This is a genomic window from Virgibacillus sp. L01, from assembly GCF_052246775.1.
Classification (GTDB): Bacteria; Bacillota; Bacilli; order Bacillales; family Amphibacillaceae; genus Lentibacillus.
The window spans coordinates 54,730-67,600 of sequence record NZ_JBQQCP010000008.1 but is presented as its reverse complement, the minus strand read 5'-3'; the positions used below and the strand labels follow the sequence as shown (position 1 = coordinate 67,600).

At 38.1% G+C, this 12,871-nt stretch carries 15 protein-coding genes; 2 read left to right on the top strand and 13 right to left on the bottom strand.

The features are described 5' to 3' along the window. Window positions 1-307 precede the first annotated feature (307 nt). The 6 genes from ACTWQM_RS14790 to ACTWQM_RS14765 form a co-directional block, all read right to left on the bottom strand. A complete protein-coding gene (locus ACTWQM_RS14790) occupies window positions 308-988 on the bottom strand; it encodes a metal-dependent hydrolase (protein ID WP_443258936.1) in 681 nt (226 codons plus the stop codon). Window positions 989-1,059: 71 nt separating this feature from the next. After that, a complete protein-coding gene (locus tag ACTWQM_RS14785; RefSeq protein WP_443258935.1) occupies window positions 1,060-2,610 on the bottom strand; it encodes a polyamine aminopropyltransferase in 1,551 nt (516 codons plus the stop codon). Between the two features lie 56 nt (window positions 2,611-2,666). Continuing rightward, on the bottom strand, window positions 2,667-3,062 hold the full coding sequence (locus tag ACTWQM_RS14780) for a DUF350 domain-containing protein (RefSeq protein ID WP_443258934.1): 396 nt from the start codon (window positions 3,060-3,062) through the stop codon (window positions 2,667-2,669). A 15-nt stretch (window positions 3,063-3,077) separates the two neighbouring features. Further along, window positions 3,078-3,722 carry a DUF4247 domain-containing protein gene (locus ACTWQM_RS14775; RefSeq protein WP_443258933.1) on the bottom strand — a complete coding sequence of 215 codons (645 nt, stop codon included), beginning with the start codon at window positions 3,720-3,722 and terminating at the stop codon, window positions 3,078-3,080. Between the two features lie 103 nt (window positions 3,723-3,825). After that, window positions 3,826-4,497, bottom strand: coding sequence for a PspA/IM30 family protein (locus ACTWQM_RS14770; RefSeq protein WP_443258932.1), 672 nt, complete (start codon window positions 4,495-4,497; stop codon window positions 3,826-3,828). Between the two features lie 12 nt (window positions 4,498-4,509). Then, window positions 4,510-5,022 (bottom strand): DUF4178 domain-containing protein, encoded by a 513-nt coding sequence (locus tag ACTWQM_RS14765; protein ID WP_443258931.1) that lies wholly within the window; start codon window positions 5,020-5,022, stop codon window positions 4,510-4,512. A 158-nt stretch (window positions 5,023-5,180) separates the two neighbouring features. Here ACTWQM_RS14765 and ACTWQM_RS14760 point away from each other — a divergent pair, with 158 nt between their 5' ends. Further along, the gene (locus ACTWQM_RS14760; protein WP_443258930.1) at window positions 5,181-6,278 is read left to right on the top strand and encodes a M24 family metallopeptidase; all 1,098 of its coding nucleotides are present in this window, start codon (window positions 5,181-5,183) and stop codon (window positions 6,276-6,278) included. A 408-nt stretch (window positions 6,279-6,686) separates the two neighbouring features. Here ACTWQM_RS14760 and ald read toward each other — a convergent pair whose 3' ends face one another. The 3 genes from ald to ACTWQM_RS14745 all read right to left on the bottom strand — a co-directional run bounded on the left by ald (window position 6,687) and on the right by ACTWQM_RS14745 (window position 8,926). Beyond that, the gene (gene ald / locus ACTWQM_RS14755; protein ID WP_443258929.1) at window positions 6,687-7,805 is read right to left on the bottom strand and encodes an alanine dehydrogenase; all 1,119 of its coding nucleotides are present in this window, start codon (window positions 7,803-7,805) and stop codon (window positions 6,687-6,689) included. Between the two features lie 101 nt (window positions 7,806-7,906). Further along, window positions 7,907-8,665 (bottom strand): SDR family oxidoreductase, encoded by a 759-nt coding sequence (locus ACTWQM_RS14750; RefSeq protein WP_443258928.1) that lies wholly within the window; start codon window positions 8,663-8,665, stop codon window positions 7,907-7,909. 108 nt (window positions 8,666-8,773) lie between these two features. Next, window positions 8,774-8,926, bottom strand: a complete 153-nt coding sequence (locus tag ACTWQM_RS14745; protein WP_209479404.1) for a hypothetical protein — start codon at window positions 8,924-8,926, stop codon at window positions 8,774-8,776. Window positions 8,927-9,058: 132 nt separating this feature from the next. On the opposite strand from ACTWQM_RS14745, the gene ACTWQM_RS14740 reads away from it, so the two are divergent. Further along, entirely contained in the window at window positions 9,059-9,493 is a 435-nt protein-coding gene (locus ACTWQM_RS14740) for a universal stress protein (RefSeq protein WP_443258927.1), read from the top strand. Between the two features lie 24 nt (window positions 9,494-9,517). Here ACTWQM_RS14740 and ACTWQM_RS14735 read toward each other — a convergent pair whose 3' ends face one another. From ACTWQM_RS14735 to tpx, 4 genes are all read right to left on the bottom strand, one after another. Beyond that, the gene (locus ACTWQM_RS14735; protein ID WP_443258926.1) at window positions 9,518-10,033 is read right to left on the bottom strand and encodes a MogA/MoaB family molybdenum cofactor biosynthesis protein; all 516 of its coding nucleotides are present in this window, start codon (window positions 10,031-10,033) and stop codon (window positions 9,518-9,520) included. A gap of 12 nt (window positions 10,034-10,045) precedes the next feature. Continuing rightward, on the bottom strand, window positions 10,046-11,230 hold the full coding sequence (locus ACTWQM_RS14730) for an acetate kinase (RefSeq protein WP_443258925.1): 1,185 nt from the start codon (window positions 11,228-11,230) through the stop codon (window positions 10,046-10,048). A gap of 20 nt (window positions 11,231-11,250) precedes the next feature. After that, window positions 11,251-12,237: a class I SAM-dependent methyltransferase gene (locus ACTWQM_RS14725; protein WP_443258924.1), complete on the bottom strand. Its 987-nt coding sequence runs from the start codon at window positions 12,235-12,237 to the stop codon at window positions 11,251-11,253. Window positions 12,238-12,356: 119 nt separating this feature from the next. After that, window positions 12,357-12,857 carry a thiol peroxidase gene (gene tpx / locus ACTWQM_RS14720; RefSeq protein WP_443258923.1) on the bottom strand — a complete coding sequence of 167 codons (501 nt, stop codon included), beginning with the start codon at window positions 12,855-12,857 and terminating at the stop codon, window positions 12,357-12,359. Window positions 12,858-12,871: the final 14 nt, after the last annotated feature.

The following is a 12,871-nucleotide window of genomic DNA, read 5'->3' as shown; positions in this document are numbered from 1 at the left end:
TTACTGTGCGTGAATTCAAAGTACTACTATCGTTGATTGGAACGAAAGGCGGCGACTCCTGCGGGAATAGCAAACGTTTTTTTACGATTGAAGCGAAGCGGAATGAGCATGAGCCTTGAGACCCCGGAGTGCGATAGCGCGAGAAGGCTCAAGCCATGGCCGCGGAAAGCGTCCGCCTGCAGTGGAAATCAACAGGCCTAGCACAATTACAAATAGGTTGGATTTACTGCTTTAATTTTGAATGATGAAATTGATTGACTCTTGAAAACCAAAAACGCGAGCCATTTGCAGCTCACGTTTTTTAACATTACAGATTTACTGATTCCCCTATCTTCATCGCTAATCCTTTACCTGTCTTCACTTTAGCCGCAAACGAGTCGGGATTCTGTTCAATTACCGGAAATGTATTGTAATGTACAGGGACAACTGTTTTGGCGTTAATCCAATCAGCCGCGATTAAGGCATCTTCAGGCCCCATTGTAAAATTATCACCAATTGGAACGAATGCAATCTCAATATCATTCATGTCTCCAATCAGTTTCAGATCACTGAATAACCCAGTATCGCCTACATGGTAGATTGTTTTTCCGTTGATAGTAAGCAGAATACCACCCGGCATTCCAGTATAAATAATGGTTCCATCCTCTTCTGTATAGGATGATCCGTGAAAGGCTTGAGTGAATTTCACTTTTCCGAAGTCAAACTCATGGGCACCACCAATATGCATTGGGTGTGTGTTCAAACCCTTAGAACCGAGATATCCGGCCAGTTCATTTGGTGCGACAACTAATGCATCATTTCGCTTGGCAATTTCAAACGTGTCACCAACATGATCATTGTGACCATGCGTTAACAGAATAATGTCTGTTTCAATGGTGGACGGATCCAAGTCGCATGCTTCATTCCCCGAAATGAATGGATCAATTAATATAGTATGGTCCTCTGTTTCAACTCGGACAACTGAATGTCCATGATATGATACTTTCACAATTATCGCTCCTTTTACATTTAGTCTACACCCTATACATTCGATAGAGCTTTTCATATTCCTTTACCCGATTAATAATTTTTCCATGCATTCTCATATAATTGAATTAAATTTGGATCAATTAACGTATTAATTTCCAAGTCAACCGTGTCCCCATCTTCGTCAATAATCCGGCTGTCTTCGTCTTTCCCAAATTCAGCCAAGCTTGTCACCATATCTGTTGTCAAAAACCTCGTAGATTTATTAATGGTAATCGTATCAAGCTTAATTGGTTCTCTGCTTGCCATTACAAATCCCCAATTCCCAAAGCTCGGGATATCTGCATGCAGATTTACAATATCCATTCCGGTCGATTTTACTGTTTCTGAAATAGTCCAATAGACCTTTGTTGCAAAGACAGGACTAGTTCCCTGAATCATAGCTGCGCCGCCTGGAAGCAAATGATTACGAATTAGTGAATAGAATTCTTTTGTGTAAAGCTTATTCAAACTTTCGTTATTGGGATCCGGCAGGTCGACTATAATAGCGTCATACCATTTCTCGCTATTCTCCAAAAATTGGAAAGCATCCTCATGAATAACCTCTACCTTGTCACTACGTAATGAGCCATCATTTAATTGAAGGATCAGCCGATTGGAATTAGCAAGTGCTGTAACTGCTGGATCAAGATCGACGAGTGAAACATTCTTAACACTTTCATATTTAAGCACTTCTTTTGCAGCTATTCCATCTCCTCCACCTAAAATTAATACATTTTCAGGGTTTTTTGCATATTCCATTGTAGGATGAACGAGAACTTCATGATAACGGTATTCATCAGTTGAGCTAAACTGCAGTGATCCGTCCAAATATAAACGTGTATCACCCTGATCCTGTGTTAATATTATTTTTTGATAGCTGCTTTCTTCCATATATATTATTGGATCCTTGTATAATTTTTGTTCAAAGCTAAACGCCATCGCTTCTCCAAAGAACAAACCGATAACAAGTAATAAACCGATGCTTACCCCGATGACGGCATGTACAGCAAACCGTCGTATTTCTTTACGGAATAACCATAGAACGACTAATGCTACTGCCAAATTAATACAACCGACTAAAAATGCTGATTTAACCATACCAAATTGAGGACGGAGCAAAAACACAAATAACAATCCACCAACAAGACCACCAGCATAGTCTGAAAATAATACCCTTGCTGTACTTCTATTTAGCGTAACACCAATCTCATTTGCCTTCCGTATAAGTATTGGTAATTCAACACCTGTTAATGCACCAACTATCAATGTTATCAAGTACAAATAAAAGGCATCCGTACCTGCAGGAGCAAATGCTGTTATGCCAAACATTGTAAAACTGGAGAACCCTCCGATAATTGCTACACCGAACTCGATATAGACAAAAGATATGATTAGGTTTTTCGTTACTCTTTCACTAATACTGGCACCTATTCCCATACCCGTTAAGAATAAGGATATTGTCAATGTATATTGTTTAACTCCATCACCTAATATGTATGACCCTAACGCACCAAACAACACCTCAAAAATTATGCCACATATGGATACAATTCCAGACGCCCAGTAAATAAAATTGCTTTGCCGAATGGATTTTTCATTCATATTACCACTCCAAAATATAAAGCGACCAAGCTTCATGCTGGTCGCTTTAGTGAATTCTATGTAATGGACGCACCAATTACAAATCCTAGCCCTATAGAAACTGCCATGGAGATAATTCCGACTGCCCGGTTATCTTTTAACAGCTGTTCTTCAACTGAAAATTTACGGGTTAATAGTTCAAATAAAACATAAGCAACCATTTGCAGCACTACACCATACGCACCCCAAATTACTGTTTCATAAATAACATCACTATTATAAATCGCAAATGCAAGTATGACGCCAATACCCATGATTTTTCCGGCAATGGATAATGCTACCGCTTGATTGCCTTCTTTGACCTGATCCATATCCTTGTATTTTCTTGTTATATTTGCAAATAGAGCTAAGCCAATCAATATAATTACAATAGAGATTGCAAAATAAACAAACGTTGCTATAAATGGTCCCATTCTAACACACTCCTTTTATTTTCCTGCACCTGGTCCACCACCACGAAATATCGAACCTCCTCGCTTTGGCGCACCATCTGGGTAGTACCCTTTTCCGGTATAGCCTCCGTAACAATTGCCTGATCTACACCCCCAATTATTTGAACCAAAGGTGTTGTTTAGAAGACTCATAGCAAAAAATGTACTTAAAAAACTTGGTGAATAATTTCGTCTAACGAACTCATCGCTTGCAACTTCAAGAAGCAGTACATCTTCGTCATCTTCACTTTCCTTTAATGTTACGAACGTATCATCATATATCAAAATCTGCTGATCATCTTTAACTTCACTCTCGTTTTCAGGTTTCTTGGCTGAGGTCAAGACAGATGATAATTCTGACAAATCAAATCGGTTAGTTGCATAAATTTCTGCTTTATTTGATTCATTCGATACAACATCCATTAATGGAAAATTAGCTTCAATCAGATCATCAATTTCATTATCATTATTCGAATTCAAATCATTTACTATCGATTCCTTATCAGGCTCTTGTGGAACATCATCTTTCGTGATAATAACTTCTTCCTGCATTCCTCTATCTGAAAAAGGTCCTAGTTGCGCACACGATGTCATAATAAGCATGATTAGTATTAGGCCTGTAAATATTAGCCACTTTTTCAACAAGTATTCACCCCTTTCTCACAAATCTTTGGGACAGCTCTAACTTGGCTTATCGACAAGCTTTAACTGCTATAAAGAGTCTGTCCCATTATCTCACTCTTTGTTATTCTTTATTCATTTTCTTTTTAAGCGCTGCAAGTTCGTCATCTACATTACTTTTATCTTCTAATTCCTCAAATTCATCATCCAATGTGCGGCTTTCCTGAGACAGGTCCTCACTAGTGTCAGCTTCTGCTTCAAACTGCATGACCTTCTCTTCCATTCTTTCAAATCCTTGTTTAGATTCATCGTTGCCAATTGAAGACATTGTTCTGTTCATTTTAGTTCTCGTTTTAGCTGATTCAGCACGGGCTTTCAACGAATCTTTCTTCAATTTCATTTCCTGATACTCTTTTTTCATTTCATCTAACTTATCACGTAATACATCAGAATCATTTTTTGCACGTTCCCATGATTCATTAAGCATTTTTGTTTGGCCTTCATGGTCACCTTTATCCTGAAGTGCACGACGGGCAAGGTCTTCATTACCTGATTCAATAGCTTGCTCCGCTTGCTTCTGGCGTTTATCGACCATAGCCTGTGCATCATCTGCTTTTCGTTTAAGCATTTTTTCATTGGCAATTTGTTTGGAGACAGACGTTTCCACTTCACGAATATCTTCAGCCATATCCCGCATAAACTGATCCAGCATTTTCACCGGGTCTTCAGCCTTATCAAGCATAGCATTCATTTCTGAACCAACGACAGTTGTCACACGTTTAAAAAATTTAAACATTTTTATCCTCCTCTATTTTGTTCCAGCTAATATTTTTAGCTCATATGACTCAATTGGGTAACCATAACTCGCTTCAATTTCTGTTCCCCATGATTCGAAGCTTAAAAAGTGTGCCCCTTCATCTGAACTGTAGTCAGCGTAATTTGTTTCGGCACCTTTAAGATTGGAACTTCTTCCTTCACCTTGTACTGTTGCAGTTCCTTTTTCCTCAAGATAATATGTTTGATTATCATAAGTTAATTCTTTTGGATAAGGTGTAGTAATCGGAAACTGTATTTTTTTATAGATACCAAGTTCCAGCTCATCATCCATTTCCGCTGATAGCCAGATAGTATCCCTGCCTTCCAGTAACTGATAGCCATACCATTCATAGCTTCCATCCCGATACGTGATTTTACCTACTACTTCATAGTCCCTAAGGTCATATGTCACAATATCACCCACTGCAATAGACAGTGTTGTTCGTTCCTTCGGGGCAGGACGCTGCTGTTCTTTTTTTGAAAAAAGCTTTGAAAATAAACCCATAGCTTCACCTCACATACTAATCAAAGTCGTTATTCTATATGTTATACGATTCAATTTTAAAATGGTTTCATCAAATAAAACTTATTTTATATTGTAACACGTTTTAACAATATTTACTTTTGTTATAATAGAAGTAATAACTAAAAAGAGGTGCAATTATGACGAACAGATTAGATACACTATTAAACGAACTAAAAAAGCATAACCTTGATAGTATGCTTGTCACATCCAAGGCAAACTTTTACTACTTAAGCAACTATTATACAGAACCACATGAACGTGTTATAGCCGTTTATGTCAGTCAATATCACGATCCATTATTAATGGTACCCTCAATGGAAGTAGAAGATGCAAAAAATGCTGGCTGGAGCTACGAAATAATTGGATATCAGGACCATGAAAATCCATGGAACCTATTTCATGATTTTCTTAAACGGAACAATAGTATTCCTCGAACAATAAGTCTTGAGTATAACCAGCTTACTTTGGACCGATACCATCAAATAATGGAAGTCTTTCCTGAAGCAATTGTTTCAGATGCACAGGAGATATTGGCAAACTTAAGAGTTATTAAAAGCAAAAAGGAATACACACTACTAAAACAAGCAGCTTCCCTCGCTGACTTTGGGGTTGAAACTGGAGTGAAAGCAATAAACGAAGGCGTTGGTGAACTCGAAGTTATTGCAAAGATAGAATATGAGTTAAAAAAACAGGGTATCCAGCATATGTCGTTTTCAACAATGACCTTATCAGGCACTAAGACAGCATCACCACACGGAACACCTTCCATGAAGAAGATTGAAAAAGGGGATATGATTTTATTTGATCTCGGTGTGGTTTTTGAAGGGTATTGTTCTGACACAACACGAACAGTTGCATACAAATCCATTACTCCAGAACAGGAAAAAATCTATAACACGGTGTTAGAGGCTGAAAAACAATCAATCGAAGCCTCCAATATTGGTACACCTGTTGGGGAAGTTGATTTAGCAGCACGAAACCACATTGAACAAGCTGGATACGGCAAATATTTCACACACCGAATCGGCCATGGCCTGGGAATAGAAACACATGAATATCCTTCCATGCACAGTAAAAATAAACTGCCATTACAAGAGGGCATGTCCTATACAATAGAACCAGGGATTTATGTACCAAACACTGGTGGAGTGAGAATCGAGGACATGATATTCATGACCCGAAAAGGGCCTGAAACACTAACGAAATATCCTAAAGAATTACAGATTATCGGTTAGAAAAAAACTTTACTTACACCACCCCTTCAGGTGGCAGTAAGTAACTAACATGACTGCCGAATACGCAGCAATCAGCTATCAAGAAAATGAATTTATAATCAGATTAGAACTTTTGCGAACACCAGGGGACCTTATTTGACGGAAATTACGAAAATTGAAGTGTTGCGGACACTTGGTACAAACACTTTTTTTACTATGATATATGCGAAATAAGGGCTTCTACTCGGAATGAGGATTCGCCAAATCAGTATACCGGATCCACTCCGCTAAAAAATAGGTTCATAACAACGCCGAACACCACCATAATAAAATCCGAACTAATTCGAATTCTATTTCAAGAATTTTGAACTATAGTTCGGATATTACTTTGACTAAAACACTTTTGTCCCAGCCACCTCGTTTTAATTTTTATTTATTTAGTAACGTATGCACGTCATTATAGTGCAGGTCATGTGATTCAGCTACAGCTTGAAATGTCACATAGCCATCTAATGTATTAATTCCTTTCAGCAATGCTTCGTTATCTGAGCATGCTTTTTGATATCCTTTATTTGCTAATTGAAGCGCATATGGAACAGTAACATTTGTTAACCCGATAGTCGATGTACGTGGAACTGCTCCGGGCATATTTGCAACAGAATAGTGTAGTACACCGTGTTTTGTGTATGTTGGGTTATCGTGTGTTGTGATACGATCACTAGTTTCAAATATACCGCCTTGATCAATGGCAACGTCAACAATAACTGATCCTTCTGACATTGCCTGTACCATTTCATCTGTAACTAGCTTTGGCGCCTTCGCACCAGGAATTAAAACAGCACCTACAACAAGATCAGACTCTGCTATTGCTTCACTAATATTTAACGGATTGGACATCATCGTATTGATAGATGATCCGAAAATATCATCTAATTGTCGTAATCGCTCTGGGCTTAAATCAATAATGGTGACATCAGCTCCCAGGCCCATCGCAATTTTGGCAGCATTGGTACCAACTACTCCACCGCCAATTACCGCTACTTTTCCACGTTTTACACCTGGAATTCCAGCAAGCAGTACTCCTTTTCCACCTTTGGATTTCTCCAGGAATTGTGCACCAATTTGCGAAGCCATTCGGCCTGCAACTTCACTCATCGGTGTTAAAAGAGGAAGTGAATTATTCTCCAGTTGCACTGTTTCATACGCAATTCCAACAACTTTATTATCGATCAATGCTTTTGTTAATTCTGGTTCTGCTGCTAAATGTAAATAAGTAAATAAAATCAGACCTTCGTAAAAATAGTCGTATTCTTCTGGGAGAGGTTCCTTCACCTTCATGACCATTTCCTGCGACCAAGCTTCTTTAGCAGTGGGAACAATAATCGCTCCAGCCTCTGCATATTGATCATCAGTAAAACCAGAACCTAATCCTGCCTCTGTTTCTACATAAACCTTATGTCCAGCTTTCTCCAGCGTCAGAACCCCAGCTGGTGTCATTGCTACACGGTTCTCACTATTTTTCAGTTCTCTAGGTACTCCTATTTTCAATGAAAATACCCTCCTTTACTAAATTATCTAAAATGTATAAATATAGTAATTACAAACACTTTAATTGTAACAAATACTATTCAAAAAAGCATTATAATAAGTTAACGGTATCGGTGAATTACATCTAGTCCTCCAGTAACATCAAAAATAGATCCGGTAATCATATCCGAATCTTTATCACATAAATACAAAATTGTACGTGCAATATCTTCCCCAGTTCCAGATCTGCCAACAGGGGTTGCGTCATCTTGTACCTGTCTGCTTTGCGCAATACTGGCTTCTTTCATATCACCAACTATATTGCCAGGGCAGACCATGTTGGATGTGATTTGATATTCTGCTTCTTCAAACGCAACCGTTTTAGTCAAAGAAACCAACCCGCTTTTAGCCGCCGAAAAAGCAGCGCGGTATGGCCAGCCAGATGCACTGTTAGCTCCTTGAAAGCCATAATTAATTATTCTTCCAAAGCGCTGCTCCCGCATATATGGTACGGTTAATTTTAATAAATTAAAAACGGCATCAAGATTTCCCTGTATCATTTTATGCCATTCATCGTCAGTATAATCAAGTAACTTTTTCCGCTCAAATATAAATGGACCAGCATTGTTAATAAGATAATCGATACCACCATAACGTGTTACAGCATTTTCTACAAGACTTTCTATATTCTTTTTACTGGTTACATCAGCTTGTTCTATATGTAATAAGTGATTATATTCTGCCAGTTCCTGTCTGACTTCTTGTGCTTTCTCATAATCGCTGTGATATGTTGTCGTAACATAATGACCCATTTTCAAAAATTCTTCTATCACTTTTCTTCCTAATCCTGATGTACCTGCTGTGATTAGTGCATGTCCCATCATTTGTTCCTCCTTGAACTACTTATCATGATTGGAATTATATCATAATATGCTAATTGAAAGAACTAAAGCAATCCATCCCTTTTAAGAGATGGATTGAATACACCACTAATTTTTTTGATTATTATACTTGTGAATCCCTCTGTTGTTGGAGAGCTTTTCCTTATCTTCAATAACCCCGCTTTGGTAGCTTTCGATCAGTTGATTTTTAACAGTTGAGACACCTTTTTTATCTTCGAAGAATTTTTCTTTTCTTGACAATTAAATCACCTCCAATTTTAGTATGTGCACTTCCATGTCACATTACTGGAGATTTTTATTTCCAACTTTCTCAAAAAGAGTTATAGTAGTAGTAGAGTGGGTATATACATTAGAAGAAGGGGAGAGATTATTATGGATTTCGAATACAAAAATATTGTAGTTGCTGTTGATGGTTCTGAGGCTTCCGAAAAAGCATTCAAAAAGTCCTTGGATATTGCAAAGCGAAATGATGCACGGCTTATCCTGGCACATGTAGTTGATTCTAGAACCTTCGCTACAGCAGAAGCCTATGACAGAACATTGGCTGATCGTGCAGAAGAATATGCAAGAGAACTATTGGATAGTTATGTGGAAAACGCTAAAACTGCAGGCCTAACAAATTTAGTTAGGTGTGTTGAATATGGATCTCCTAAGGTGAAAATAGCTAAAGATATCGCTGTTAGCTTTAATGCTGATTTAATAATCTGTGGTGCAACTGGTATGAGTGCCGTTGAACGCTTCTTAATTGGCAGTGTTTCGGAAAGCATTACGAGGTATGCAAACTGTGACGTGCTTGTTATACGATAAACACGCCTAACGCCCGACTCAATTTCAGGCGTTAATATCTTTTTTTATCTCATGTGCTATATGTGACAATTCAGGAAGAATTAGTCTTTCCATAGCAAGTTTCACTGCACCTGATGATCCTGGCGTAGCAAAGACAGCTGTATTCTTGCTCACTCCTGCAATAGCTCTTGATAATATTGCCGCAGATCCAATATCCTCCTGGAAACTTAACATTCGGAAAAGTTCTCCGAAACCGGTTATTTCCTTTTCAAACATAGGCTGAATCGTTTCAATTGTCACATCACGAGAAGCAATACCAGTTCCACCGTTCATTAATATAATATCAACATCAGGATTCTCAAGGCCGGAACCGATAATTTCTTTAATAGCTGTACGCTCATCAGAAATAATTTCTTTTATTTGGATATGGTGACCGGCCTCTTCTAATAATTTTACCATCAAGTTACCACTTTTATCGGTCGTTGCTGTTCTTGTATCACTTATCGTTACTACCATACATTTTACAAATTGTTTGTTTTGTTTATGTTCATGAACTGACAATCAAATTCCCTCCTATTGAGAAAGACGAACAGTATCTCGGGCTATCATAACTTCCTCGTTAGTCGGAATTACGATAACCTTTACCGGAGAATGAGGATAGTTTATAAATGCTTCCTTACCACGAATCTTATTTAAGGCAGGATCCCAGTATACACCCATAAACTCCAATCCTGTTAACACCTTTTCACGGACCGTATCACTATTCTCGCCCACCCCAGCTGTGAATATAATAGCGTCTACTCCTGACATTCTGGCCGCATAAGAACCCAAATACTTATGTATTCGAGCCGCAAACACTTCCAAAGCAAGTTCTGCACGATCATTTTCATTTGCCTGTTGTTCAATATCCCGTAAATCACTGGAAAAACCTGACAAAGCGAGCATTCCACTTTTATTATTTAAAATATTAATCACATCAAATGCAGATTTCCCTGTTTTCTCCATAATATATGGGATTAGAGCAGGATCAATATTACCGGACCTTGTGCCCATCGTTACGCCCGCTAATGGGGTGAAGCCCATTGACGTATCAATTGATCTGCCTTTATCAATAGCAGCAATACTGGCACCATTACCTAAATGGCATGAGATTAGTCGTAATTGTTCAACTGGCATACCTAACATTTCAGCAGCTCGCTCTGATACATATTTATGGGAAGTTCCATGAAAACCATATTTGCGAATTCCATACTTCTCATAATACTCATACGGTAAGCTATATAAATAAGATTTCTCAGGCATTGATTGGTGAAATGCCGTATCAAATACTGCGACCATTGGCACATCAGGCAGTATTTTTTGAAATGCACGAATTCCAGTTAAATTTGCCGGGTTATGCAGCGGTGCTAATTCGGATACTTCATCAATGATACGTGTTACGTCTTCAGTTATAAGTACTGAATCACTAAACTTCTCCCCACCATGCACGACACGATGACCAACAGCATTTATTTCCTGGAATGATTGGATAACACCCGAACTTTTTAGGCTGTCCATCAAGTGTTCAACGGCAATTTGATGATTTGGAATATCTGCTGATACTTTCTCTTTACTGTCCCCTATTTCGATTATAAATACAGGCTCAGTCAAGCCAATTCGTTCAACAAGACCTTTTGCTAATACCTTTTCTTCTGGCATCCGTATTAACTGAAATTTCAAAGATGAACTGCCAGCATTAATAGCTAAAATGTTCTGCATTGTGATTTCAACTCCTGTAGCTAATTATTTATATTCGCTGAAAACCATGTATTCATTTGACCTAAAATATCATTCATCGCTGTTGTATCTTTAAATGAAGGAAGCTTAACCAGCAATGGCTGTTTTGGAGCTGTGGTACCTTTACCTTTCTTCTGCAGAATAAGAATACTTTTTATATTCTTCTCTGATTTAAACATACTTTCTGGAAGCCTTAAAACACCTACAATATGCGCATACTCCTGGATAAAAGCATGCAGTTTGTCCGATTGATCGCTGTCGAACAGAAAGTCAGGAATTACGAAAATGGAATACCCGCCATCTTTCGTATAATTCATGCTTTGTTCAATAAACAAATGATGGGAATAAGAATGACCCTCATCAGCTTTTAGCTCAAAATCATTTGCGCGTACATCATCAGGATAATAGCCAACAGGTAAATCAGCTACAATTAAGTCAACTGGATCCAGTAGGAATGGTGTTAAGCTATCCTGATGAAAAAACTCCACTTCTTTCTTTTGTAAATTTGCATTCAATACTGCAAGTTTAATCAATGTAGGATCAACTTCACTGGCAAACGTTTCTTCAGTGTTTTTCAAATGGCCTAATACTGTTGTAAGCAAATTACCCGTCCCGCTGGCAGGATCAAATACACGCAGCTTTTCTTTTCCCTTAGTAACCTTCTCTGCTAAATAGCCGACAAATAGAGCAACTGTTTCAGGTGTCATCAAATGCTGTTGCTGCGTTGTCCCTTTCATGCCTTTTAAGATTGCCAATTGTACTGCTTTACGGATTTCTTCCGTTTGATATGCGTGTATATCTATATCCTTTATCATCGTTTGAAGCTTATCTTTTAAGACATCATCTATTTCCTCGGCAACATGCTCGTGGAAAAATACCTCCAATGTCATGGCTAGACTATCCAAGTATGTTTCGTTTGCATGCTGCTGTACTGTATCAGTAGCATTATCTATCTTTTCAAATAAAACTTCTACATTCATTTTTTCCATTATCAATAAGTCCTCCGTTCAATCCATCTATCTGAAGCATATCTAGTGTAACAAATCATCTATGTATATGTACAAAAATCTCCCCTGCTATCGAGTAACAGGAGAGTGTGAGTTCAATATTATTTTGCTTTTTTGGCTTCTTCCAACGCTTTATCATAATCAGGATGATTCGTTACCTCGCTTACATATTCTAAATATGTAACCTTGTTAGTTGAATCAACCACGAAAATTGAACGTGATAATAATCGTAATTCCTTAATTAATACACCGTAATTTTCACCGAAGTTTGCATCACGATGATCAGATAACATTTCAAGCTCATTAACTTTATTCACTTCACGCCAGCGAGCCTGAGCGAACGGGAGGTCCATACTAACCGTTAGTACTTGGACATTACCTATATCTTCTGCTTCCTTATTAAATCGTTGTGTCTGATCGGAACATACGCCAGTATCGATAGATGGTACGACACTGATTAGTTTTACTTTACCCTGATAATCCTCTAACTTCACTTCTTTAAGATCATTGGATAACACAGTAAAATTTGGCGCTTGATCGCCCACTGAAATTTCATTGCCTAGAAGTGTGACAGGATCCTGATTAAATGTAACATTAGCCATATAAATCCATTCCT

Bases quoted from the DNA above. Each gene is read 5' to 3' on its own strand.
- ACTWQM_RS14765 (WP_443258931.1), bottom strand. From the start codon at position 5,022: ATGGGTTTATTTTCAAAGCTTTTTTCAAAAAAAGAACAGCAGCGTCCT.
- tpx (WP_443258923.1), bottom strand. From the start codon at position 12,857: ATGGCTAATGTTACATTTAATCAGGATCCTGTCACACTTCTAGGCAAT.
- ACTWQM_RS14730 (WP_443258925.1), bottom strand. From the start codon at position 11,230: ATGCAGAACATTTTAGCTATTAATGCTGGCAGTTCATCTTTGAAATTT.
- ACTWQM_RS14740 (WP_443258927.1), top strand. From the start codon at position 9,059: ATGGATTTCGAATACAAAAATATTGTAGTTGCTGTTGATGGTTCTGAG.
- ACTWQM_RS14760 (WP_443258930.1), top strand. From the start codon at position 5,181: ATGACGAACAGATTAGATACACTATTAAACGAACTAAAAAAGCATAAC.
- ACTWQM_RS14770 (WP_443258932.1), bottom strand. From the start codon at position 4,497: ATGTTTAAATTTTTTAAACGTGTGACAACTGTCGTTGGTTCAGAAATG.
- ACTWQM_RS14785 (WP_443258935.1), bottom strand. From the start codon at position 2,610: ATGAATGAAAAATCCATTCGGCAAAGCAATTTTATTTACTGGGCGTCT.
- ACTWQM_RS14725 (WP_443258924.1), bottom strand. From the start codon at position 12,237: ATGGAAAAAATGAATGTAGAAGTTTTATTTGAAAAGATAGATAATGCT.
- ACTWQM_RS14750 (WP_443258928.1), bottom strand. From the start codon at position 8,665: ATGGGACATGCACTAATCACAGCAGGTACATCAGGATTAGGAAGAAAA.
- ACTWQM_RS14780 (WP_443258934.1), bottom strand. From the start codon at position 3,062: ATGGGACCATTTATAGCAACGTTTGTTTATTTTGCAATCTCTATTGTA.